We start from the raw sequence: 23574 nt of genomic DNA, 5'->3' as shown, positions 1-23574 counted from the left end.
CCTCCTAGTCGCTCACTCCGACGGCTGGAACCCGAAACGGCCCTCGATCACCAGGCTGCCGCGATGAACTCACTGGTCAACCCTGTTCCCATCCTTGGGTACTCCCGCCGAGGGCACCGCAAGGACGGGAACAGGTTGGTGGCAGCTACCGGTGCGCCCGGCACCCACCAAGCGGACATGGGACGCTAACGGCAACGGCCGTTCAGCCGACACCGAGCGATGCGGGGCGGCAACAGCCCGCCCGCCGCGATCACGCACGGGCCAGCCCGCAAACGCACGGTGCCCGCCTGCGACGGGCGCAGTGTGGGCGTCCGTGCCAGACGGCGGGCCCAACACCCCAGCGGGCGAACAAAAGATTCTGCGAACAACCACCCGATCGGGCGCCCGATCCTGGAGCAGCTGCGTGACCCTATTTCGCCGAGTTCGGAACCGTGCTCCAGTTTTACTCCAGCCGGGGTATAACCGTCCACATAGGACAAAAACACAAGATCGCCCACCGAGTCTGTTTACGCAGGTCAGCGGGCGATCTATATGCTGTATCCAATAGTGGAGCTGAGGGGACTCGGACCCCTGACCCTCACACTGCCAGCATGGTGGTCGCCATCGTGGTCGTCGGCTCGGCCTCCTGGTGGTCAAACGCGGTGACAGCACGCGCTTCCGGCCGTTCCTGGCGGGTGGCCTGATCACCGGTCTCGGCGTGGCCGCGATGCACTACACCGGCTCGCCGTCGGCGGGGCCGGGGTCAGCGTGGTCATCATCTTCCTGCTGGCGCTCACGTCCACGTCGGACGAAGGCGGCGAGGACGCCGAGCTGCTCGACCGCGTGGTGCGCCGCAACGACTCACGGCACCTGGAACGCGGCAACTGACGCCTGTCGTCGAAGGCGGCCGCAGCGACCACATCGGACTGACCGCGGTCACACACGGCACGCGGTGGTCAGCCGAGTGCCGCCGGTGCGCGGTGCGGGGTCCAGCGCAGGTGCACGTCACGGTCCGGCGCGTCCACCCGCAGCAGCGACAGGCGCGGCCGCACGGCGTCGGTGCGCGCGGCCGGCGGTTTGCGGCTGCCGGCCTGGAACTGGACGGGCCACTGCGCCGCGGTGCCGCGGTAGTCCTGTTCGGCGGCCGCGTGCAGGGTCCAGTGCGGGTCGTAGAGGTGGGTGCGGCCGATGGCGCACAGGTCTGCGCGGCCGGCCAGCAGGATGGAGTTGACGTCGTCGTAGGAGGCGATGGCGCCGACCGCGATGACCGCCGTGCCGGTGGCGGCGGCGGCCTCGTGGCGGATCCGGTCGGCGAGCGGGGTCTGGTAGGAACGGCCGTACGCCGGGCGTTCGTCGGCGGTGACCTGGCCGGAGGAGACGTCGATCGCGTCCGCTCCATGGGCGATGAAGGCGCGGGCGATCTCCACGGCGTCGTGTTCGGTGTTGCCGCCGTCGGTCCAGTCGGTGGCGGAGATGCGCACGATCATCGGGCGCTCGGCCGGCCACGCGGCGCGGACGGCGTCGAACACCTCCAGCGGGTAGCGCAGCCGGTTGGTCAGCGAGCCGCCGTACTCGTCGGCCCGCCGGTTCGCGATCGGCGAGAGGAACGACGACAGCAGGTAGCCGTGCGCGCAGTGCAGTTCGAGCAGGTCGAAACCGGCCTCGGCACCGCGCCGGGCGGCCGCAACGAACTCGGCGGTGATCCGGTCCAGGTCGGCACGGCCGAGCTCGCGCGGCACGGGCGATCCGGGGCCGTACGGCAGTGGTGACGGGCCGATGGTCTCCCAGTTCCCGTCGGGCAGCGGGGCGTCCATGCCCTCCCACATCAGCCGGGTCGAGCCCTTGCGGCCGGAATGGCCGAGCTGCAGGCCGATGCGGGCGGTGCTGCGCTCGTGGACGAACGCCACGATGCGCGCCCACGAGTCCCGTTGCTCGTCGGTCCACAGACCGGTGCAGCCGGGCGTGATGCGGCCCTCCGGCGAGACGCACACCATCTCGGTCATCACCAGGCCCGCGCCGCCCATGGCCTTCGAGCCCAGGTGGACGAGGTGGAAGTCGCCGGGCACACCGTCGACGGCGGAGTACATGTCCATCGGCGAGACGATCACCCGGTTCTTCAGCTCCAGCCGCCCGAGCCGGAACGGCTGGAACATCGCCGGTGCGCTGCTCGGGAGTCCCTGCGAGGCGGCGAAGGCGGCGTCCACGCGGTCGGCGAACTCCGGGTCGCGGGTGCGCAGGTTGTCGTAGGTGATGCGGCGCGAGCGGGTCAGCAGGTTGAAGCAGAACCGGGTCGGTTCCTGGCCCGCGTACATGCCGATGTTCTCGAACCACTCCAGGGACGCCTGGGCGGCGCGCTGGGTCGACTCCACGACCGGGCGGCGTTCGGCCTCGTAGGCGGTCAGCGCGGTCTCGACGTCGTGGTGCTCGTGCAGGCAGGCGGCCAGCGCGAGGGAGTCCTCCATCGCGAGCTTGGTGCCGGAGCCGATGGAGAAGTGCGCGGTGTGGGCGGCGTCGCCGACGAGGACGAGGTTGCCGTCGTGCCAACACTCGTTGCGGACGGTGGTGAAGCTGAGCCACTTCGAGTTGTTCGCGAAAACCCGGTGCCCGGCCAGCTCGTCGGCGAACAGCGCGCGGAGGCGTTCGACGGCACGGTCGTCGGAGGCGCCCGGCGGGAACTCCTCGCCGGTGTCGAAACCCGCGCGCCGCCACACGTCCTCGTGCATCTCGACGATGAACGTGGAACCGTTGGCGGAGTAGGGGTAGCCGTGCACCTGCATGGTGCCCCACTCGGTGTCCTTGACGAAGAACTGGAACGCCTCGAACACCAGGTCCGTGCCGAGCCACATGTACCTGTTGTGCCGCCGGTCCAGGCTCGGCCGGAAGACGCCCGGCGAGGACTGCCGCACCGGCGAGTTGACGCCGTCCGCCCCGACCACCAGGTCGTACGAGGCGCGCAGCTGGGCGGTGCCGGGCGCGGGTGTCGAGAAGTGCACCACCACACCGAGGTCGCGGCACCGCCGTTGCAGCAGGCCGAGCAGGTCCTTGCGGCCCATCGCGGCGAACCCCTGCCCGCCGATGGTGTGGGTCTCGCCGCGGTAGTGGATGTCGATGTCCGTCCAGCGGGCGAACCGGTGTGCCATGGCGGCGGCGAACTCCGGGTCGGCGTTCTCGATGCCGCCGAGGGTCTCGTCGGAGAACACCACGCCGAACCCGAAGGTGACGTCGGCGGCGTCGCGTTCCCACACGGTGATGTCGTGGGCGGGGTCGAGCTGCTTCATCAGCGCGGCGAGGTACAGGCCACCGGGGCCACCACCGACGACGGCGATCCTCTTCGCGGCGATCTTCATTCGCGGTCCTCTCGCGTCACTGCGCAACGGCGTGCTCGTCCTCGACGGCCTCGCGGAGGGCGAAGCGTTGCAGCTTGCCGCTGGCGTTGCGGGGCAACGAGGTGCGGAACCGCACGTCGCGCGGGTACTTGTAGGGGGCGATGGTCCGCTTGACGTGGTCCTGGATCTCCCTGGCCTTCGCGGCGTCACCCTCGACGCCGGGCCGCAGCACCACGAACGCGCACACGACCGAGCCGCGTTCCTCGTCGGGCTTCGCGACCACGGCGGACTCCACCACGTCCGGGTGGGTGTCGATGGCCTCCTCGACCTCCGGCCCGCCGATGTTGTAGCCCGAGGAGACGATCATGTGGTCGCCGCGGGCGTGGTAGTGGTAGTAGCCGTCCTCGTCGCGGTGGAAGATGTCGCCGGTGACGTTCCAGCCGCTCACCACGTAGTCCTTCTGCCGTTCGTCGTCGAGGTAGCGGCAGCCGACCGGGCCGATGACGCCCAGCCGTCCCGGTTCACCGGGGCCGAGCTCCACGCCGTCGGGGTCGAGCACGGTGGCCCGGTAACCGGGCACGGGTCTGCCGGTGGCGCCGGGCCGGATGTCGTCGCCGGCCGCGGAAATGAAGATGTGCAACAGCTCCGTGGCACCGATGCCGTCGATCACGCGCAGGCCGAGCCGGTCCCGCAGCCGCTCCCACGTCTGCCGCGGGATGTGCTCACCGGCCGACACCGCGCTGCGCAGCCCGGCGAGCTTGCCCTCCGCGCCGTCGCGCAGGATCGCCCTGTACGCGGTCGGCGCCGTCGCGAGCACCGTGACACCGTGCTGTGCCACCAGATCCGCGACCTGTGCGGGCGTGGCGGTCTCGGTCAGCAACGCACACGCCCCGGCGCGCAACGGGAACACGACGAGCATGCCCAGGCCGAAGGTGAAGGCCAACGGGGCGGTGCAGGCCACGAGGTCGTCCTCGGTCAGCCGCAGCACGTGACGCCCGAACGTGTTGTCGATGGACAAGATGTCGCGGTGGAAGTGCGCGGTGATCTTCGGTGAGCCGGTGCTGCCGGACGTCGGCGCCAGCAGTGCCACGTCGTCGGCCGCGGTGTCCACGGCGGTGAACTCCCCCGGCTTGGCCGCACACCGTGCCGTGAGGTCGTCGTAGGTCAGGACCCGCAACGACGGCACAGCGGGCACGTCGTCGGTGAACCGGTTGTCCACCAACGCGATCGACGGCCGGGTGCGGTCCAGGACGGGCGTCAGCTCGCGGGCGCGCAACGCCGCCATCGTGGTCACCACGACCCCGCCGGCCTTCAGCACGCCGAGCCACGCCGCCACCGTCCACGGGTTGTTCGGTGAGCGCAGCAGGACCCGTTGTCCCGGCACGAGACCGAGGTCCCCGGTGAGCACCCCGGCGACCTGGTTGGCACGGGTGCGCAGCTCGCCGTAGGACCAGACCTCGCCCGACGGCGTGCGCAGCGCGGGGCGGTCCGGCCCGAACCGCGCGGCCGGGACGTCGATGATCTCGGTGGCGGCGTTGAGCCGGTCCGGGTAGGTCAGCTCGGGCGTCGTGAACTCGATCGTCGGCCACAGCGCTGCGGGAGGGAGGTGGTCGCGGGCGAAGGTGTCCATGGCGGGTCCTTCCGGCGGCGGCGGGTCAAGCGGCGCGGATCATGCCCTCCTGGGCGACGGTGGCGAGGTGCCGGTGGTCGCGGGTGAAGAAGCGGCCGTGGCCCAGGCCGCGGCCGTCGTCGGCGGCGACCGCCTCCTGCACGTAGAGCAGCCAGTCGTCGACGGTGCCCCTGCGGTGGAACCACATGGCGTGGTCGAGGCTCGCGGTGACCAGGCCGGGCTGAGCCCACGGCAGGCCGAGCACCCGCAGGACGGGTTCCAGGATCGTGTAGTCGCACACGTAGGCGAGCGCGGCCAGGTCGCGCTGGGCGTCGGTGAGCCCCTCGACCGGGCGCAGCGGGTCGAACGGCCGCAGCCACACCGCCTGGTGCGGCACCCGGTCGCCCTCGACCGCGAGGTAGACGGGGCCGGGCACGTGCCGCAGGTCAAAGCTGCGGCCGGCCGACCAGTAGGCCTTCGACTCCTCGGTCATCGTGCCGCCGGTGCGCCCGGCGAGGTGCTCCGCCGTGCTGGGCAGCTCCTCCGGGCCGGGCAGCTCCTCGGCGAACCGGGCCTGGAAGGTGCCGCCCGGCTCGCCGGCGGCGAAGTTCGCGAGGCAGGCGTAGAGGGGCTTGTCGTTCTGGTAGCCGCGGACCTGGCGAGTGCTGTAGCCGCGGCCGTCGCGCAGCAGCTCCACCTCGTAGCGCACCTCGGCGCCGATGTCGGCCGGGCGCAGGAAGTAGCTGTGCATGGAGTGCAGCGTCTTGCCGTCGGTCACCGAGCGCATGGCCGCGGCCGCCGCTGCCGCCACCAGGTCCCCGCCGTAGGCCTTGGGCCACGGACAGGGCTGGGTGACGGCGGTGAACGCCAGGTCGAGGTGCCGCGGCTCGGTCCGGCTCAGCGTGATCGCCGACGTGAAGACCGCGGAGGTCGCGAGGGTCCCGGCGGTCATCGGGTCAGCCAGTCGCGCAGGTCCTCGTCGGGCACGTCGTCCAGGTTGACCACGATGTTCTCCGGCGTCCGGGTGGTCATCCAGGTGAGGGGCCTGGTGCGGTCGAGGTTGCACTCGATGTGCGGCATGAACGGCGGCACGAACACCCAGTCGCCCTCCTCCATGTCGACGTAGTCCTCGAACCGCTCGCCGAAGTAGATCCGCGCCCGTCCCGACAGCACGTAGCCGCCGGTCTCGGCCTCGCCGTGGTGGTGGGTGACCGAGCGGTAGCCGGGTTCGTTGGTGACCTTGCCGAACCACAGCCGCGTGGCCGGGGTGTGCTGCCTGCTCACGCCGGAGATCCGGATCGCGCCACCGGAGTTCGCGGTGTCCGGGTTCTCCATGCCGCCGCGCGTCACCACCGGGGCGACGAGACCGCTGGGCAGCCGGTACATCGAGTTGTCGCCTTCGAGCTGGTACCTGCTCAGGTCGGGCTCCATATATCGCATTCTTCACCGTCGTCAGATATTGTCAATACACATGAGGCCCGTAGCAGTGAACCCGGCCGGACTGCCCGCTCCGCGCGGCTACTCGCACGGCACGCTCGCCGGCACCACGCTCCACCTGGGCGGGCAGACCGCCACCGACGCCGACATGAAGATCGTCCCCGGCGGCATCGTCGCGCAGTTCCGCCAGGCGTTCGGCAACGTGCTGGCCACGTTGCGCGCGGCCGGCGGCGAGCCGGAGGACCTGGTCAGCATCACGATCTACCTCACCGACATCCCGGACTACCAGGCCAACGGCAAGGAGATCGGCGAGGTGTGGCGCGAGCTGGCCGGGCCGGTCTACCCGGCGATGGCGGGCATCGGCTGCACCGCGCTGTGGCAGCCGGAGGCCATGATCGAGATCCTCGGCGTCGCCGTGATCCCCGAGGACCGCCTGGTCACCCCGATTCAGCAATAGCGTGTTCATGATCTTCGAAACGTGATCGCGATAATGGAGGTGTCTGGGTGAGGCTCGCTTCAGCAACCATCGGCGGCGTCCGCAGGGCGGGTCTCGTGGACGGGGAGTCGATCGGGTTGCTGCCCGCGACGCTCGGCACGGTCGACGACATCGTCCGCGGCGGTCCGGCCGCGCTCGACGCGGTCCGGGCGGCGCCGACCGAGGTCCGGCCGCTCGCCGAGGTCCGGCTGGAGGCGCCGCTGCACCGGTTCAACCGCGACGTCCTGTGCACCGGCTGGAACTACCTCGACCACTTCGAGGAGTCCAAGGGCAAGCGCGACGGGCAGGACCCGGTCGCGGTGCCGGAGCGGCCCACGTTCTTCACCAAGGGCCCGGACACGGTCATCGGACCGGTCGACGCCATCGCCTACGACCCGGCGGTCTCCGCGAAGTGGGACTACGAGGCCGAGATCGCCGTGGTCATCGGCCGCGACGGCCGGTCGATCCCGGAGGAGAAGGCGCTGGAGCACGTGTTCGGGTTCCTCGTCGCCAACGACGTCTCGCAGCGGGACCTGCAACGCGCGCACGGCGGGCAGTGGCTCAAGGGCAAGAGCCTCGACGCGACGATGCCGCTCGGCCCGTGGGTGACCACACCGGAGTCGATCGACGACCTCGCGGACCTGCGGGTGCAGTGCGAGGTCAACGGCCGGTTGCTGCAGGACGCGTCCAGCGCGCAGATGGCGTTCTCGTTCGCGCGGATCATCGCCGAGCTGAGCCACGGCATGACGTTGCGCGCCGGTGACGTGGTGCTGACCGGCACGCCCAGCGGCGTCGGCAACGCCCGTGAGCCGCAGGTCTTCCTGAACGACGGCGACGTGGTGGTGACGCGGGTCAGCGGGCTGGGCGAGCTGCGCAACACCGTGACGCTGACCGACCTCGCCGGGCCGGGCGTTAAGCTCGGGTGATCACGCACGAGCGAGGAGAGAGCCCTGAACGTCGCGCTGACCACGGAACCGGCTGCGCTCGCCGGACGCGACCGGCTCGGCCCGCTCATCGTCACGCTCTTCGGCCTGTACGCCCGCGGCGAGGACAACTGGCTCTCCGTGGCGTCCGTCGTGCAGCTGATGGCGGACCTCGGCGTGGAGGGCCAGGCCGTGCGGTCCTCGATCTCGCGGTTGAAGCGCCGCGGCGTGGTCCGCAGCGACCGCCGCGACGGCGCCGCCGGCTACGCGCTCGCGGAAGCGACGCTGGAGGCGCTCGCGGAGGGCGACGCGCGGATCTTCGAACGCCGCCGGGCCACCACCGACGACGGCTGGCTGATGGCCGTGTTCTCCGTGCCGGAGTCGGAGCGCGAGAAGCGCCACGAGCTGCGCACCAGCCTGACCCAGCTGGGTTTCGGCACCGCGGCCCCCGGCGTGTGGGTCGCGCCGGGCAACCTCGCGGCGGAGACCCGGCGGACCCTGGAACGGCGCGGCCTGGCCGAGTACGTCGACCTGTTCACCGGTCAGCACCTCGCGTTCGGCGACCTGCGCTCGAAGGTGCGCTCCTGGTGGGACCTCGACGAGCTGGCCGATCTGTACGCGGACTTCGTGCGGCGCTATCGGCCCGTGCTCGACGCGTTGCCGGTGGGCAGCCTGGGAGCGTTCCAGACGTACGTGCCGATGCTGACCCAGTGGCGGCGGCTGCCCTACAGCGATCCGGGGCTGCCGCTGGCGTTGCTGCCACCGGGGTGGAACGGCGTGACCGCGGAGGCGTTGTTCGAGGAGCTGAACACCACGCTGAGCGCACCGGCACGTGAGCACGCGTTGGCCGTGCTCCACGCACGCGGCTGACTCAGCGTGGTGTTCAGCGCTCTCAACGACCGCTCTGGTCGTCGCGCTCGACGTCGACGCGTTCCTTGCGCACCTCACCGGTGACGCGCTGCTGCTCGGTCACGTTGTCCTTCTCGAGCCGGACGCGTTCCACCGCCTCGGCGCGCTTCTGCACAACGGGTTCCTCGCGGTGCAGCGTGACCGAGGCTTCCTCCTCGGCGAACGCGTTGCGCGCGGGCCCGTCCACCGGTTCCCGCACCACGCGCACCTCCTCGTGCGACACGGGCACCGTGACGTCGCGCTGCTCGGTCACGACGTGCTTGACCAGCCGCACCCGGCCGGCCTCGACCTGGCGGGTACCGACCTCCAGCTGCTCCTCGGACCGGGTGACGGACAGGTCGTCATCCCTGCGATCGTCCCTGAGGTCGGTCCTGCGCTCGTCCCGGCGGCCCTGGTCCAGGCGGTCGTGCTCGCCGCGCTTGGCGCTCGGGATCATGCCGTAGTGCCGGTAGAGCTCCTGCTGCTGGTCGTCGGACATCTTCTGGCCGTCGACGTCGATCTTCGGCGCCTCCTTGACCAGTTCCTTGTCCACGGGCACGGTGATGGCGCCCGCGCTCACCCGCGCCTGCTGGATCGGCACGAAGCTCTCCCTGAGCCCGAACAGTCCGGTGTGGACCTCGGCCCAGGCGGGCGCGCCGTCCTCGTCGTCGAGCCAGACCTGCTTCACCGAGCCGATCCGCTCGCCCTTCTTGTCGATCACGTCGCAGTCGTACAGGGCTTCGAGCTGGCTCCGATCGATCATCGTTCTTCCTCTCGTCGCTGGTCGTCTGCGATCGCGAGGTACCCCGCCCCGGACCGGGATCGTCCGTTGTCGCACCATCCAGTGACACGCTTCCCTCGAAGGTGGTTCACGTTCTCGGACGGTGACGACCTGGGGGTTGTTCGGCCCGGCCGATGCCGGGTACTCCCGCCTTCATGACGACTTACACGCACACCGCCGAGGCCGACATCCCGGCGGACACGCTGTTCGGCTTCCTGGCCGAGCCCAGGAACCTCCCCCGCTACTTCCCGCAGATGACCAGCGCGGAACCCGAGGGCGGCGACCAGGTGCACGTCGAGGCCGAGGTGCACGGCCACCGCGTCGAGAGCGAGGCCTGGGTGCGCCCGGACGCCCAGCGCCGGCGGCTGGAGTGGGGTGCCGAGGGCCCGGACGACTACCACGGCGAACTGCAGGTCGACGAGGTCGCGCCGGGCCGGTCGCGGATCACCGTGAGCCTGCACAGCGTGCGTGAGGCGCAGGGCGACGAGGTGCAGCGCGGGCTGGAGGAGACCGTCGCCGTGCTCACGCAGACCGCGGCCGCCGATGACCGCGCGGCCGACTGACCGGAATCTCGGAACGGGGAGCGGAAGGAGCCCGGCCGGCCGCGCGGGCCAAGCGGGGATGGCGGGCCAGGAGGACGAGGCGGCCCGCGCGCGCCGGACGGGCGGGCCGGACCGCGCGGGCAAGGCGGACGCGCCGGGCAGACCGGACGGGTGGAGCGGACCGCGCGAGCAAGGCGGACGGGCGGGACCGCGCGGGCCAGGTGGTGCAGGCGGGTCACGCGGGCCCACCAGACCACACGGACGCGGCCAGCCAGGCTGCCCAGGCGGACCTGGGCGAGCAGCGGTCGGGGCGAGCAGGCGCACCAAGCCGTCCCGACGAGCCAGCCGCACCAGGCGGTTCGGACAAGCGAGGCGAGCCAGGCGGTTCGGGCGAGTGAAACGACCCAGGCGGACCGGGCAGGCGGCGCGGGCGAACCGATCCCGCCGGGTGGGTCGCGACCGCGAACCCGGCCCTGGCACCATCTCCGCGTGGCCACCGACGCCGACACCCGCTCGATCGTCCTCCGCCGCTACTGCCAGCACGTCATCGAGCTCGTCCTGCTGGTCGTCGCCGCCGTTCTCGGTCTCGTGCTCGGCCTGCTGCTCTCGCTGCCGCTCATCAAGCTCGGCCTCCCGCGGGACGTGTTCTTCGTCCTGCCATGGGTGGCGGTCGTGACGGTGTCGCTGCTCGGTCCACTGTGGGTCGAGATCTGGTACCCGCACCGGCACGGCGGGGCGACGCCGGCGATGCGGTGGCTGGGGTTGCGGATCACCACGCTCGCCGGTGGTGCGCCGTCGTTGCGCGACTACTTCGTGCGGTGGCTGCTGATGACCGTGGACGGGTTGCTGCTGGGGCTGGTCGGTGCGGTGCTGATCGCGGTGACGCCGCGCCACCAGCGGCTCGGGGACATGGTCACCGGGACGGTCGTGGTGCGGGCGGTCACCTGAGCAGGCCGGTGCGCCACGCCCAGATGGCGATCTCGGTGCGGTTGCGGGCGCCGAGCTTGCCCTGGACGTTGGTGAGGTGGGACTTCACGGTCGACAGCGAGACGGTGAGGCGCTCGGCGATCTCGGCGTTGGTCCAGCCGCGCGCGACGGCCAGCACGACGTCGAGCTCGCGGCCGGTCAGCGGGACGGGCCGCTGGTCGCGGTCGGCGCCGGTGAAGTGGGCGAGCAGGCGCACCGTGACCGCGGGTGAGACCAGTGCCTCTCCCCTCACGGCGGCGTGCACGGCCTCGACCAGCAGGCGCGGCCGGGCGTCCTTGAGCAGGAAACCGCAGGCGCCGGCGAGCAGGGCGGCGTAGACGTTCTCGTCGACGTCGTAGGTGGTGACGACCAGCACCCGCAGCGGGTCCTCGACGCCGGGGCCGGCCAGCAGCTCGGTGGCGCGCAGGCCGTCCAGCTTCGGCATGCGGATGTCCATCAGCGTCACGTCCGGGCGCAGCCGGCGGGCCATGCGCACGGCCGCCTCGCCGTCGGCGGCCTCGCTGATGACCTTGATGCCCGGCTCCGCGTCGAGGATCAACCGGAAACCGGTGCGCACGAGCGTCTGGTCGTCGGCGATGAGCACCCGGATCGTCATCAGACCCCCCTCGGCAGCGCGTCGGCCGCGTCCGGACCCAGCGGAAGCCGTGCGGTGACCCGCCAGCGGTCACTCCCCTGGGGACCCGCGGCCAGCGATCCGCCCAGCGCCGTCATCCGCTCCCCCATCCCGACGACACCGTGCCCGCCGTCCGCGGCCTCGCCCGCCACACCGTCGTTGTCGACCTCCAGCACCAGGTCGCCGTCCTCGGACCGCGCCGTGACGCGGACCTCGGTGGCACGGGCGTGGCGGCGTGCGTTGGTCAGCGCTTCGAGCAGCACCCGGTGCAGCGCAACGGAAACCTGCGGCGGCAGCCGCACCGCCTCCACGTCGGCGGTCACGTGCACCGCCGTGTCCTGGTCCGCCGCGGCGCGCACGACGTCGCCCAGCACGAGGCTCGGTGACGGCAGCGGTTCGTCGCTGCGCAGCACGCCGACCAGCCCGCGGGTCGCGGTCAGCGCCTCGGCGGCGGCGTGCTCGATCTCGTCGAACACCTCGGCGGCGTCCTGCGCCGTCGCGTTGCCGGCCAGCGCCTGGGCCGCGCGGGTGCGCACCACGATCCCGGTCACGTGGTGCGCCACCAGGTCGTGCAGGTCGCGCGCGAGCTGCAGGCGGTCCTCGGTGCGGACGCGTTCGAGCTCACGGCGGTGCCGCGCGTCCGCGTCGCGCAGGATCAGGCCCAGCGCCAGCGCCGCTCCCCACGCCAGCGCGGCGGCCACCGGCACCAGCGCCGCCGGGTAGTCCAGGCCGTAGCGGACGATCGGCGCGAGCACCACGGCCACACCAGCGGCGACGGCGAGCACCACCGCCCGCACCGCGGGCAGCCGGCGGCACCCGGCGGCGGCCAGCAGCAGCACGGCCAGCACCTCGGTCACCACCGGCTGCACGGGTGCCTGCCGCACCAGCCCGGCGGCCACCGTGCCGAGCAGCGACAACCCCACGACCGCGCCGCCGAGCAGTTCGACGTGCCGGGGGAACCGGCGCCGCAGCACCGCCAGCACCGCCACCGCAGGGCTCGCGTACGGCAGCACCACGCTGAGCAGCGGCGCCGCCACTCCCCGCGGGACGCCCGACCGCACGACCAGCGCGGCGTCCACGACCGTGGCCGCGAGCAGCGCGACGACCTCGGCCACGAACACGCTCCGCCGCGCCGGCGGCACACCTGCGGTCATAGCGGCATTCTGGCCCCGGCGCCGCGCGACGATCCCACTACCCCGCCCGCTTGACCGACTCGACGTAGGCGTTGGACGCGGGCAGGTAGCTCGCGATCACCGCCAGTGCCGCGACCGCGGTGGCGCCGTAGGCGGGCAGGGTCGTCCCCTGACCGACGAACAACGACACCACCTGGAACGCCGTGAACACGGTCAGCACGATCCGCGCCCAGTTGCGGCCGGCCCTGAGCTTGAACGCGAGCCACAGCTCGACCAGCGCGATCACCAGCGCGAACCCGCCCACCACGAACTGGGTGACGGTGGCCGCGCTCCGCAGCTGCTCCTCGGTCATGGCCGGCTGGGACACGCGCAGCGCCTCGACGAGCTCGTCGTGCATGCCGAGGAGGACACCGAGGCCCGCGAAGGCGGCGATGCTCGACACGAGGAACCCCGCGAACGCGGCGACGATGGTGCCCGGTGGTGTGGTCCTGCCCGTTGCAGTAGTCATGATCACGACCGTAGGACCGTGGCGGAAGTGGTTGCAGCACAACGGGTTCCATCTAGTACTTTCGGACGGGGCCCCGGTTGCGGCGCCGGTGGGCAGCGGGGACCATCGCGCGCCGGATAACGCGGCGGCATGGGCAACCGGCAGTGGGCGGCGGGTGGGAGTCCGCAGAGACTGGCGACGACTCCGACCCGATCCCGAGAGGTTTCCCATGGCTGTGCGCATCCGGCGGCTCCTGTCGCCGGTCACCCTGCTGTTGTGCGGCCTGACCGTGTGCCCGGCGACCGCCGCGGCCCAGGACGACACGATCGGCACGGACGGCTACGTCCACGTCGCGCCGAACGGCACCGTGCTGGGCGTCGACCCCTACTACCCGACCGACGGCAACGGCGGGTACGACGTGTCGCACTACGACGTCACCCTGTCCTACGACCCGGCGAACCGGTTCCTCAACGCCAGGACCGTGATCCGCGCGGTCACCACGCAGCGGCTCAGCCGGTTCGACCTCGACCTGCGCGGCCTCACCGTGAGCGGTGTGCTGGTGGACGGGGTGCCCGCGGCGTTCAGCCGGGCCAAGGAGCACGAGCTGGTCGTCACCCCGCGCACGGAACTGGCCGAGGGCACCGAGTTCGTCGTCACGGTCGTCTACTGTGGACGGCCGCAGGCGGAGTACACGCCACGCGGCTGGACCGGGTGGCGCCCGTCGGTCACCGGCGGGGCGTTCGCGGCGGGCGCACCGCACTCGGCCACGACCTGGTTCCCGGTCAACGACACCACCGCCGACAAGGCCACGTTCCGGGTCACCGCGACCGTGCCGACCGGGTGGACGGCGGTGTCCAACGGCGTGCGCGAGTCGGCCACCGGCACCACGGTCACGTGGGCCGAGAACACGCCGATCGCACCGTCCGCCACCATGATCGGCATCGACCGGTACACGGTGCGCGAGTCCACGATCGCCGACACCCCGGTCTTCGACGCCTTCGCACCCGGAGCGAACACCGCGCTCTCGGCCGAGCTGCCCGCGGTGGTCACGTTCCTCAGCACGCGGCTCGGCCCGTTCCCGTACCCGTCGGCCGGCGGTCTGTACGTGCCGGACCGGCTCGGCTACGCGCATCCCGCACAGGGACGGCCGGTGTTCGGCGCGGGCACCGACGAGTCCGCGTTCGTGCGGGCGGTCGCGGCGCAGTGGTGGGGGAACAAGCTCGCCATCAAGATGTGGAAGGACCAGCCGCTGCCGGAGTCGTTCGCGCGGTACCTGGGCTGGCTGTGGGACGAGCACCGGCACGGGGCCGACCTGGAGCAGCGCTACCGGGCGGCGGTCGCGGCGGCGGGCCCGGCGTTCTGGGCGCGCAAGCTGTCCGATCCGGGCCGGGGACGGGAGTTCTCGGTGTCGGACAAGGGGGTGCTGATGGTGCACGCCCTGCGCAAGCACATCGGCGACGAGAAGTTCTTCACCGTGCTGCGGGAGTTCCCGGAGATCAACGACAACTGGAACCAGGGCTGGCACGACTGGGAGCTCTACACCGCGGCGGTGGCCGACATGGACCTGAAGCCGTTCTACGCGGCCTGGGTCGACGGCACCACCGCGCCCACGGCGTTCGTGGGCTGACGAGCCGTGCGCCGGCCGGAACCCCGAGACCGGCCGGCGCACACCTCCCCGGCACAACACCCCTCGACGCACGTGCAGACCCGCCCGGCGCGGTCAGGTCCGGGCGACGCGCGCGGACCGGCGCTCAAGCCAGGTGACGCGGACAGTCCGACCGATCAAGCCACGCGACGCGAGCGAAGCCGCCGCTCAGCCCACGCGACGCAAGCGGACCCGGACCCGCCACTCAAGCCGCGCGACACGAACAGACCCGCGACTCACCCCACACGACGCAAGCACCCCGGCACAGTCAGGCCAGGTAGCGCGAGTAGACCGGCGAGGCGCGGCACTCGGCCCGGTAAGCCGCCGCGGCGTCGTCGAGGACCGGTCCCGCGTGCGCGGCGACCACCCCTTCCCGGTGCCACAGCAGCAGGAACCGCCGCGTCAGCACGTCGTCCGCGAGCAGCCGCACCGCCACCTGCTGGTGCCCCTCGCAGGCGGCCTGCGACAGCCCGACCGCACCGCTGCGCACCGCGGCCACGGTCGTCGAGTAGTTCTCCGCGACGTGGCGGAGCCGGGGCGTGAACCCGGCGGACCGGCACGTGGCGTGGAAGTACTCGTGGAACCGCCCGGAGTCCGGCGGCGGCAGCACCCATTCCTCCTGCGCCAGCTGGTCGAGCCGCACGACCTTGTGACGCGCCAGGGGATGGTCCTCCGGCAGCACCACCATGGTCGGGTCGAGCGCGATCACGGCGGTCGCCACGCTGGCCGGCACCGCCGCCTCGTAGCCCGGGTAGTCCTTGACCAGCCCGATCTCCAGCCGCCGCTGGGCCACCAGGTCCACGACCAGGTCGCGGCAGTCGCTGTCCAGCAGCGTGGCGCCCTGTCCGGCGGGCAGGTGCGCGGCCGCGATGGCGGGCAGGTGACCGAGGATCGGCGAGCACACGCCGCCCACCCGCGGCCGGGCCGTGGCGAGGCCGGCGCGTGACTCGATGTCGTGCACCAGGCCTTCCATGAGCGGCAGCACGGCGGCGACCCGGCTGAGCAGCAGCTCGCCGGTCGGGGTCGGGGTCACCGCCGTGGCGCGGCCGCGGTCGAACAGGCGTTGGCCCAGGGCGTTCTCCAGGCGTTTCAGCTTGCCGCTCACGGCGGGCTGGCTGATGCCGAGCACCACCGCGGCCTCGGACAGGCTGCCGGTCTGCCCGATGGCCCGCACGAGCCGGAGGTGGTGGACGTCGAGCTCCATGCCGTCACACTCCCTGCGCCGTCTAGCGGTGGGTGTCGACGCGGGACACGGGCGGCGGCCGCATGATCCCGACGGTCCTTCCGATGGCAGCGTAGAGCGCGAACGCCACCAGCACGGAGTTGATCGTCGGGATGCCCACCGGCACGAACGCGGCGACGCCCGCGCCGGCCGCCCAGCACAGCAGGGACGCGGGCACCCAGTTCGGCGGGTCCGGCGGCAGCTCGCCCGCGGCACCCGACTCGGCCAGCTCCCGGCGCCACGTGCGGACCACGAAGTACTCGGCGATCACGATGCCCGCGACCGGCGGGGTGATGACTCCGATCCAGGTGAGGAACGTGGTGAAGTGGTCCAGGATGCCGAGCGCGGACAGCAGGGTGCCCAGTGCTCCCAGTGCCAGCGTCGCGCGGGTGCGTGACAGCGTGCGGCCCAGCAGCACGTCCACGGTGTTGACCAGGCCGAGCGAGGCCGAGTACAGGTTCCAGTCGTTGATCTTCATGATGGCGGTGACCAGGATCAGGGTGCCGAGCACGCCGGACGTGGAGGTGATGACGGCGACGACGTCGGCGCTGCGTGCGGCGTGCGCGAGCAGCACCCCGGTCAGGCCGATCAGGTACTCCCCCAGCGTGACGCTGATCAGCGTCTGCTTGACGACGTCGCCGACCCGCCGGTTGAACCGGGTCATGTCCGGTGTCATCACCGCGCCCATGATGAACGCGCCCGCGACCAGGGTCGTGCCCTGTGCGACGGACAGCGCCGGGCCGGGCGGGGGCATGGCCACCAGGTCGGCGAGGTCGTGGCGGCGCAGCTCCTGGGTGATCGCGTATCCGGCGAGCAGCAGGAACGCCGGCACGGTCAGGTAGGCCGTCCACGCCATCGTGTGGAACCCGGCGACGACGATGCCCGTGACCGCGATCCCGCCGAACACCGCCCACACCCACACCGGCGGCCCGCCCATCAACGCGTGCAGGCCGTGGGCGAACACGTCGTTCTGCACGCCGAACCAGCCGGCCAGGCTCAGCGTGACCAGCAGGCCCACCAGCGCGGACCCGCGGCCGCCGAACCCGGCCCAGCGCGCCAGCACGGACGTCGAGACGCCCTCGCGCATCCCGGCGACGCCCATCAGCACGGTGACGACCTCCAGCATCACCGCGCCGAGGGTGATCGCCAGCACGGCGTCGGAGAACGTCATGCCGAAGCCCAGCACCGCGCCGAGCAGGAACTGGTGGAACGAGGAGACCTGCCCGAACCGCTGCACCGCAACGGAGATCCAGGAGCAGCGCGCGGAGTCGGGCAGCCGGCGCAGCGAGTAGTCGTCGTGCACGGGGTCAGCTCTCCTCGTCGTCGGGGCGCAGCAGCACGAAACCCTGGCCGGGGTGCGGCTGCCAGCTGAGCTCACGGGCGTAGAGCCGTTCGAGGAACTCGACCCGCTGGTGGTAGGCGAACACGGAGCTGTCGACGCCGGTGATGGCGGGCGTGTCGACGAACATGGGCAGCTCGGCCAGGAAGTACCGCACGGCGGTGCGCAGCTGGAGCTGGGTGGGCACCTCGCCGTCGGGCAGCTTGCGGTCGAGCACCCAGCGGGTGGCGTCGAGGCAGTGGCGCGCGAAGTCCTCGTCGTGGTCGAACAGGTCGTGCGCGTTCGTGAGCAGTCGTTGGTAGAACGGGTTTTCGGCCAGCGTCGCGCCGTCGAGCACGTGGTCCTCCGGACGCGGTACGCCGACGTCCCACAGCGCGCGGCACACCTTGTTGACCACGTACTGGCCCTGGCGGTGTGCTTTCGTCTTGGCACGGGCGGGTTCGTAGCCCAGCGCCTCCAGCGTGAACGCGGCCGCCCGGTCGGGGACGAAGAAGTGGAAGCTCTCGAACTCGGCCATCGCCCAGCGCGCCAGCGCGGTGATGCGCCCGACCGAGAAGTAGCTGTTGAACGGGCTTATTCCGACGCACACGTGCCGGCCGCTTCGCAACGGACGGGCGCAGTGCTCGGTCAGCGGGGTGGTGAGCAACACCGTCGACTCCGAGGGGATTTCACAGGGGTGCAGGGAAAACCCGAAGTTCGGGATTCCGACCACTATGGGTACGAGTCCACCTCACAGGTAATGCCGAACGGTCATGCCGCGGCCTTATGAGACGCCACGCATTGAGCTGAACGGACTGGTGACAGCGCGCGGTTGAGCGAGCGTAATGGGGGACATGGAACTCCAGGTCCGGCATTTGCGCGTGCTGCTCGCCATCGCGCGGGCGGGCAGCCTCAACCGGGCGGCGAGCGAACTACGCCTGCCGCAACCCGCGGTCAGCCACCAGCTGCGCCGCATCGAGCAGCTCGTCGGCGACCGGTTGTTCGACCGCGACCCGCGCGGGGTGACGCCCACCCGCATCGGCGCGCTCGTGCTGTCGCGCGCGGAGGCGATCATCCCCGCGTTCGACGAGCTGGACCGCGACTTCCGCGGCCACGAGCAGGCCGAGAGCGGGGTGCGGGTCGGGTGGAACGACAGCGCGCTGGCGCCGGACGTGTTCCGGTGCGTGCTCGACCTGATGCCCGGCCACGAGCTCACGACCAGGGCGGACATGTCGCACAGCCGGTTGGTGCAGCAGGTGGTGAACCGGTGCGTGGACCTCGCGCTGGTCTTGATCTGCGGGCCGCGGACGCTGGCGGTGCCCGGTGAGGTGCGGGCCGCGCGGGTGGTCACCGAGCCGTCGTTCGTCGCGCTGCCGTCGTGGCACCGGCTCGCGGACGAGCCGTCGGTGGACCTCGCGGCGCTGGCCGACGAGCGCTGGATCGTGTCCAGCTGCGGTGACGGCTGCCGGATCGTGTTCAGGGAGATGTGCCTGGCGCACGGTTTCACGCCGCGCATCGCGCACGACGTGGACACGTTGCGGTTCCGGCTGGTCGCCGGCGGGCACGGGGTGTGCCTGGTCCAGCCGACCACGCCGGAAACGCCGGGAATGGTGCTGCGGCCGTTGACCGGGAATCCCCTGACCGTGCAGCACGTCCTGTTGTGGCGCACCGACCACCCATTGGCCGCGCGGTTCGCGGAGGTGCACGCCGCCGCGGTACCCGCTTACCGGAAACTGGCGCGGGAGAACGGGCTCCGCGGATCCTGGCTGGAGACGGATAACGGCGTGGCATAGCCGACCGGCAGTGGGCGCGACCGCCCGGCGTGGACACACTCGGTGCACCGCCGCAATCGCGCCGACCCGCCGGAAAGGGACCTCTGCCATGCTGCCGCTGATCACGCGCGACGAGCTCAGGAACGGGATGGACGCGGGCACACTCGTCGTGGTCGACACCATGCCCGTGGCGTACTACGAAAGAGAACACCTGCCGGGTGCGGTGAACATCCCCGGCTATCCCTACGACGACGCGGCGGCGTTCACCGACCGGCACGCCCCTGACGTGCTGCCCGACAAGTCCGCGGACATCGTCGTCTACTGCGCCAACGCGCCGTGCCGCAACAGCGACTTCGTGGGCGCCCGGCTGGCCCAGCTCGGGTACGCCCACGTGCGCAAGTACCGCGGCGGCATCGAGGACTGGGTCGGTGCCGGCCTGCCGACGTCCACTTCGGACTGAAGTTCTCCCCCTGCGTTCCGCCGCCTTACCCTGCCACCTACAGGAGATCACCCATGTCCCTGCTCACCAGGCTGCGCCGTGCCGGCGTGGCCGTCGTCGCGGTCGCCGCCACGTTGATGATCGCGGCCCCCGCCTCCGCAGCACCGGCCACCACGGCCGGCGAGAACGTCGTCAAGGTCACCTCCGCCAACCACGCCGAGATCCTGGAGATCTCGCGGACCAAGCTCGTGGTCCTCGACTTCGGTGCCACCTGGTGCGGCCCGTGCCGGCAGATGAAGCCGGTCATCGAGCGGCTCGCCGCCGAGTACAACGGCCGGTTCCTGCTCGGCGAGGTCGACGTCGACACCAGTCGCGACCTGTCGTCGCAGTACCGCATCCAGTACCTGCCGACGCTGGTTCCGATGCGCAACGCCGCCGAGCTGCCCGGCTCGCGCAACGTCGGGTACCGGGGCGAGGCCGCGCTGCGGTCGTGGATCAACGCCCAGCTCGCCAAGGGCTGACCCGGCCGGCCGGCGTCCTCGCGTCAGGACGCCGGCCGTTCGCCCGCCCGGCCGCCGCGGTGCGCCGGTTACCGCGTTCCCCTGTGAAAGGAGCCGGTGGTGCTCCCGTTGCGCGCCCTGCTCGCGCTGGCCGTCATCGTCCTGCTCGGCTGCCTGACCGAGGTGCTGCCCGCCGGGCTGCTGCTGGGCATGTCGAACGACTTCGGCGTGCCGCCCTCGACCATCGGGCACCTGGTCACCGGCTACGCCCTCACCACCGCGCTCGCCGCGGTGCCGCTGACCGCGTGGACCGCGCGGCTGCCGCGCAAGCCCGTGCTGCTCGCGCTCGTGGCCGGGTTCGCCGTGACCAACCTGGTCATCGCCGTTTCTCCCTGGTACTGGCTCGTTCTGGCCGCGCGGGTCGGGTCCGGAGCGGTCACCGGCGTGATGTGGGGGCTGGTCGCCGTCTACGCGATGCGGCTCGCGCCGCCGCGGCTGTCCGGGCGCGCGCTGGCCGTGGTCATGGCCGGTACGCCGCTGGGGTTCGCGGTGGGCGTGCCGGCGGGCACGGTGCTGGGTGAGCTGGTGGGGTGGCGGTGGGCGTTCGTGCTGATGGGCGTGGTGGCCGTGCCGCTGCTGGCATGGGTCGCGGCCGCGGTGCCGCCGGTGGCAGCGGAGCCGGTGCGGGTGAGCCCGCGCGCGGCGCTGCGCGTGCCGGGGATGGTGCCGGTCGTGCTGATGGTCCTGACGTTCTCGTTGGCGCACAACATGTTCTACACCTACCTCGGTCCCGTGCTGGCCCGCGTCGGACGGGAGTGGTTGCTGAGCACGGCGTTGCTGGTGTTCGGGCTCGCGGCCGTCATGGGCATCCTCGCCGTGGGCGGAGCGCTGGACCGGTTCCCGCGCGGTGTGCTGGTGGTGTGCCCGGCGGCCGCGGCGCTCGCCGTCGCGCTGGTGACGCTGTCCGGCGGTGACCCGGCGCACCTGTTGCTCGCGATGGCGTTGTGGGGCTTGGCCTTCGGTGGCACGCCCACGGCGTTCCAGGCCGTCACGGCACTGGTCGCGGGCCGCACCGCGGACTCGGCGCAGTCGCTGACCATCGCCTCGTGGAACGCGGCCGTCGCGGGCGGTGCGGCGCTGGGTGGCGTGGTCCTGGACCACGAGCCGGCCGCGCTGGGCGCGACCGCCGCGGCCGTCATGGTGCTGCCGCTGCTCGTCGCGCTGCGTCTGCACAGCCCCGCGCTGCGGCGGGTTCCACGGCGGGCCGGGCAGGAGACCGTGGAACGCGGTCCCGGCGGTCGATCGTGACGCACGCCACAGCTGGGTGAGAACCTGTGCGGCGGTCTCGACGTCTTGCAGGGTGTGAGAGCGATTCGGGGTGAGCCTGCCGACCTCGACGAGGAACACCTCGTGCGCCGGGTCGCACGGGGTGACCGCCGTGCGTTCGAGGAGCTCTACCGCCGCACCTCGCCGTGGCTGGCGGTGCGGCTGCGCAGGCGCTGCTCGGACGAGCAGGTCGTCGCCGAGGTGCTGCAGGAGACCTATCTCGCGGTGTGGCGGGCGGCCGGCGCGTTCGCCGGTGCCGCCACGGGTGGCAGCGCGGTCGGCTGGTTGTGGACCATCGCCGCCCGCCGCCTGGTCGACGCCTTCCGCCGCCGCGCGCACCACGCCCGGCCACCGGCCGCCGCCGCGGCCGAACCCGTCGTCCGCGCGGCCGAGGACGAGGCGCTCGACGGCGTGGTCGGTGACGAGGTCGGTGACGCGCTGCGGACGCTGGCGCCGGAGCTGCGGCAGGTGCTGCAGGCGATGGTGCTCGACGGGCTGTCGGTCCGGGAGACCTCGGTGCTGCTCGGGGTGCCGGAGGGCACCGTGAAGACCCGCGCGAGGCGGGCACGGATCGCGATGCGGGAGGCGCTGTCATGACCGCACACCACCCCGGCGAGCGGTTGTTGCGCCGTTACGCGCGCGGCGACGACGACATCGCCGCCGACCAGCTGTGGGCCGTCGAGTCGCACCTGGAGACCTGTGCGCCGTGCCGCGGCCGGCTCGCTCCCGACCCCCTCACCGACACCGTGTGGGCCGGTCTCGCCCCGCTGCTCGACCACACCCCGCAGATGCCGCCCGCACGGACGTGGCGCCGCCGGCTGACCGCCTGGGTCTCCCCCGCGGCCGGTCCGTGGCTCGCCATGGTCGTGCTCGTCACCACCGTCGCCGTCGCGCTGGACCGGCTCAGCTCGGCGGCACCCGGCGGCGTCTCGCTGGTGCTGCTGGTCGCGCCCGTGCTGCCGGTGCTGGGCGTGGCGGCGTCGTGGGGCCGCGCACTCGACCCGGCCCACGAGCTCATCGCCGCCACCCCGCGCGCCGGACTGCCGCTGGTGTTCCGGCGCACCGCGGCCGTGCTCGCCGTGGTGGTGCCTGGCCTGCTCGCGGCGGGTTCGGCGACCGGCGCCGCACTGGCCCAGTGGCTGCTGCCGTGCCTCGCGTTCACCGCCGGCACCCTCGCCCTCGGCGGCCTGGTCGGCGTCACCCGTGCCGCCGTCACGCTCGTGGCGCTGTGGGCCGCCGTGATCGTCGCCCCGACCGTCGCGCTGAGCCGCACGCCCGTCGTGCTCGATCCCGCCGCGACCCCGGTGTGGGCCGCGCTGCTTGCACTCGGCCTGCTCGTGACCACGCTGCGCAGGACCGCTTTCACGCGCCTGGAGGCCCACCGATGACCGCACCGACCACCTTCGCGTGCGAGATCGAGGCACGCGACCTGCGCGTGCGCGCCGGCCGCCGCATGGCCGTCGACGGCATCACGCTGACCATGGGACGCGGTGTCCACGGCCTGCTCGGCCCCAACGGCGCGGGCAAGACCACCCTCATCCGCGCCCTCGCGACCGTGCTGCGCCCCGCCTCCGGCACGCTCTGCCTGCTCGGCGGCGGGCAACAACGCGCCCTGCGCCGCCGCATCGGCTACCTGCCGCAGGAGTTCGGCCACTACCGCCGCTTCACCGTCCGCGAGTTCGTCGAGTACATGGCGTGGCTCAAGGAGGTGCCCGGCCACGACATCCCCGCCGCCGTCCAGCGCGCCGTGGACCGCGTCGGCCTGGCCGACCGCGCCGACGACCGCCTCAAAACGCTGTCCGGCGGCATGATCCGCCGCGTCGGCATCGCCCAGGCCATCGTCAACGACCCGGACGTGCTGCTGCTGGACGAACCCACCGCCGGTCTGGACCCGGCCCAGCGCCTGCGGTTCCGCGACCTGCTCACCGAGCTCGGCACCGACACCTGCGTCGTCGTCTCCACCCACCTGGTCGAGGACGTGGCGGCGGCGTGCACCGACGTCGTGCTGCTGGCCGGGGGGAAGCTCGTGTTCCAGGGCACGCCGGGACAGCTCGCGGCGGCCGGTACCGACGGTCACCCCGGTGACAGCCCGATCGAACGCGGGTACAGCGCCGTGCTCGGCACCCCGCACCGCCGCGGGTCGTGGTGAGGACCCCGCCGCCGACGGTTACA

Annotated in this window: 24 protein-coding genes; 13 read left to right on the top strand and 11 right to left on the bottom strand. The window is 72.2% G+C overall.

Going from position 1 to position 23574, the window contains the following annotated elements; all coding sequences use genetic code 11:
- Positions 1-935 precede the first annotated feature (935 nt).
- Genes ADL03_RS20735 through ADL03_RS20720 form a run of 4 tightly spaced genes read right to left on the bottom strand, consistent with a single transcriptional unit; the run spans position 936 to position 6300 of the window.
- Complete coding sequence (locus tag ADL03_RS20735) at positions 936-3326, bottom strand: bifunctional salicylyl-CoA 5-hydroxylase/oxidoreductase (protein WP_053735166.1); 2391 nt, start codon at positions 3324-3326, stop codon at positions 936-938.
- 16 nt (positions 3327-3342) lie between these two features.
- Positions 3343-4935 (bottom strand): AMP-binding protein, encoded by a 1593-nt coding sequence (locus tag ADL03_RS20730; RefSeq protein WP_053735165.1) that lies wholly within the window; start codon positions 4933-4935, stop codon positions 3343-3345.
- 25 nt (positions 4936-4960) lie between these two features.
- Positions 4961-5866 (bottom strand): acyl-CoA thioesterase II, encoded by a 906-nt coding sequence (locus tag ADL03_RS20725; protein WP_053735164.1) that lies wholly within the window; start codon positions 5864-5866, stop codon positions 4961-4963.
- Positions 5863-6300, bottom strand: coding sequence for a cupin domain-containing protein (locus ADL03_RS20720; RefSeq protein WP_197288516.1), 438 nt, complete (start codon positions 6298-6300; stop codon positions 5863-5865). The genes ADL03_RS20725 and ADL03_RS20720 overlap by 4 nt, the downstream gene beginning before the upstream one ends.
- A gap of 85 nt (positions 6301-6385) precedes the next feature.
- Here ADL03_RS20720 and ADL03_RS20715 point away from each other — a divergent pair, with 85 nt between their 5' ends.
- Genes ADL03_RS20715 through ADL03_RS20705 form a run of 3 tightly spaced genes read left to right on the top strand, consistent with a single transcriptional unit; the run spans position 6386 to position 8619 of the window.
- A complete protein-coding gene (locus tag ADL03_RS20715) occupies positions 6386-6808 on the top strand; it encodes a RidA family protein (RefSeq protein WP_197288506.1) in 423 nt (140 codons plus the stop codon).
- Positions 6809-6855: 47 nt separating this feature from the next.
- Positions 6856-7752 carry a fumarylacetoacetate hydrolase family protein gene (locus ADL03_RS20710; RefSeq protein WP_053735161.1) on the top strand — a complete coding sequence of 299 codons (897 nt, stop codon included), beginning with the start codon at positions 6856-6858 and terminating at the stop codon, positions 7750-7752.
- Positions 7753-7776: 24 nt separating this feature from the next.
- Complete coding sequence (locus tag ADL03_RS20705; RefSeq protein ID WP_053735160.1) at positions 7777-8619, top strand: PaaX family transcriptional regulator C-terminal domain-containing protein; 843 nt, start codon at positions 7777-7779, stop codon at positions 8617-8619.
- 22 nt (positions 8620-8641) lie between these two features.
- Here ADL03_RS20705 and ADL03_RS20700 read toward each other — a convergent pair whose 3' ends face one another.
- The gene (locus ADL03_RS20700; protein ID WP_053735159.1) at positions 8642-9400 is read right to left on the bottom strand and encodes a DUF2382 domain-containing protein; all 759 of its coding nucleotides are present in this window, start codon (positions 9398-9400) and stop codon (positions 8642-8644) included.
- A gap of 173 nt (positions 9401-9573) precedes the next feature.
- Here ADL03_RS20700 and ADL03_RS20695 point away from each other — a divergent pair, with 173 nt between their 5' ends.
- Together ADL03_RS20695 and ADL03_RS48520 are read left to right on the top strand one after the other, a co-directional pair.
- Positions 9574-9981, top strand: coding sequence for an SRPBCC family protein (locus ADL03_RS20695; protein WP_053735158.1), 408 nt, complete (start codon positions 9574-9576; stop codon positions 9979-9981).
- Positions 9982-10449: 468 nt separating this feature from the next.
- Positions 10450-10908, top strand: a complete 459-nt coding sequence (locus ADL03_RS48520; protein WP_053735157.1) for an RDD family protein — start codon at positions 10450-10452, stop codon at positions 10906-10908.
- On the opposite strand, the gene ADL03_RS20685 is transcribed toward ADL03_RS48520, so the two are convergent.
- Genes ADL03_RS20685 through ADL03_RS20675 form a run of 3 tightly spaced genes read right to left on the bottom strand, consistent with a single transcriptional unit; the run spans position 10901 to position 13201 of the window.
- A complete protein-coding gene (locus tag ADL03_RS20685; RefSeq protein ID WP_053735156.1) occupies positions 10901-11542 on the bottom strand; it encodes a response regulator transcription factor in 642 nt (213 codons plus the stop codon). The two genes, ADL03_RS48520 and ADL03_RS20685, sit on opposite strands and share 8 nt — an antisense overlap.
- Positions 11542-12714, bottom strand: a complete 1173-nt coding sequence (locus tag ADL03_RS20680; protein WP_063798655.1) for a sensor histidine kinase — start codon at positions 12712-12714, stop codon at positions 11542-11544. The genes ADL03_RS20685 and ADL03_RS20680 overlap by 1 nt, the downstream gene beginning before the upstream one ends.
- 37 nt (positions 12715-12751) lie before the next feature.
- The gene (locus ADL03_RS20675; protein WP_063798658.1) at positions 12752-13201 is read right to left on the bottom strand and encodes a hypothetical protein; all 450 of its coding nucleotides are present in this window, start codon (positions 13199-13201) and stop codon (positions 12752-12754) included.
- A gap of 208 nt (positions 13202-13409) precedes the next feature.
- Here ADL03_RS20675 and ADL03_RS20670 point away from each other — a divergent pair, with 208 nt between their 5' ends.
- Complete coding sequence (locus tag ADL03_RS20670; RefSeq protein WP_053735153.1) at positions 13410-14807, top strand: M1 family metallopeptidase; 1398 nt, start codon at positions 13410-13412, stop codon at positions 14805-14807.
- A gap of 286 nt (positions 14808-15093) precedes the next feature.
- Here ADL03_RS20670 and ADL03_RS20665 read toward each other — a convergent pair whose 3' ends face one another.
- Genes ADL03_RS20665 through ADL03_RS20655 form a run of 3 tightly spaced genes read right to left on the bottom strand, consistent with a single transcriptional unit; the run spans position 15094 to position 18035 of the window.
- The gene (locus ADL03_RS20665; protein ID WP_053735152.1) at positions 15094-16029 is read right to left on the bottom strand and encodes a LysR family transcriptional regulator; all 936 of its coding nucleotides are present in this window, start codon (positions 16027-16029) and stop codon (positions 15094-15096) included.
- A gap of 22 nt (positions 16030-16051) precedes the next feature.
- Positions 16052-17350 (bottom strand): cytosine permease, encoded by a 1299-nt coding sequence (locus tag ADL03_RS20660; protein ID WP_053735151.1) that lies wholly within the window; start codon positions 17348-17350, stop codon positions 16052-16054.
- 4 nt (positions 17351-17354) lie between these two features.
- On the bottom strand, positions 17355-18035 hold the full coding sequence (locus ADL03_RS20655; RefSeq protein WP_053735150.1) for a tRNA-dependent cyclodipeptide synthase: 681 nt from the start codon (positions 18033-18035) through the stop codon (positions 17355-17357).
- 184 nt (positions 18036-18219) lie between these two features.
- Between ADL03_RS20655 and ADL03_RS20650 the strand changes: the two genes are divergently transcribed.
- The 7 genes from ADL03_RS20650 to ADL03_RS20620 all read left to right on the top strand — a co-directional run bounded on the left by ADL03_RS20650 (position 18220) and on the right by ADL03_RS20620 (position 23551).
- Positions 18220-19158: a LysR family transcriptional regulator gene (locus tag ADL03_RS20650; RefSeq protein ID WP_053735149.1), complete on the top strand. Its 939-nt coding sequence runs from the start codon at positions 18220-18222 to the stop codon at positions 19156-19158.
- Positions 19159-19246: 88 nt separating this feature from the next.
- Positions 19247-19597 carry a rhodanese-like domain-containing protein gene (locus ADL03_RS20645; RefSeq protein WP_053735148.1) on the top strand — a complete coding sequence of 117 codons (351 nt, stop codon included), beginning with the start codon at positions 19247-19249 and terminating at the stop codon, positions 19595-19597.
- Positions 19598-19650: 53 nt separating this feature from the next.
- Complete coding sequence (locus ADL03_RS20640; RefSeq protein ID WP_053735147.1) at positions 19651-20097, top strand: co-chaperone YbbN; 447 nt, start codon at positions 19651-19653, stop codon at positions 20095-20097.
- A gap of 99 nt (positions 20098-20196) precedes the next feature.
- Positions 20197-21384 (top strand): MFS transporter, encoded by a 1188-nt coding sequence (locus ADL03_RS20635; RefSeq protein ID WP_053735222.1) that lies wholly within the window; start codon positions 20197-20199, stop codon positions 21382-21384.
- Positions 21385-21438: 54 nt separating this feature from the next.
- Positions 21439-21999: an RNA polymerase sigma factor gene (locus ADL03_RS20630; protein WP_053735146.1), complete on the top strand. Its 561-nt coding sequence runs from the start codon at positions 21439-21441 to the stop codon at positions 21997-21999.
- Positions 21996-22790: a hypothetical protein gene (locus ADL03_RS20625; RefSeq protein ID WP_053735145.1), complete on the top strand. Its 795-nt coding sequence runs from the start codon at positions 21996-21998 to the stop codon at positions 22788-22790. The genes ADL03_RS20630 and ADL03_RS20625 overlap by 4 nt, the downstream gene beginning before the upstream one ends.
- On the top strand, positions 22787-23551 hold the full coding sequence (locus ADL03_RS20620) for an ABC transporter ATP-binding protein (RefSeq protein ID WP_053735144.1): 765 nt from the start codon (positions 22787-22789) through the stop codon (positions 23549-23551). The genes ADL03_RS20625 and ADL03_RS20620 overlap by 4 nt, the downstream gene beginning before the upstream one ends.
- Positions 23552-23574: the final 23 nt, after the last annotated feature.

Source organism: Nocardia sp. NRRL S-836, from assembly GCF_001279525.1.
In the GTDB taxonomy this organism is placed as follows: Bacteria; Actinomycetota; Actinomycetes; order Mycobacteriales; family Pseudonocardiaceae; genus Lentzea.
Note: the sequence above shows the minus strand (reverse complement) of the source record. Positions and strands in the feature narration are given on the sequence as shown.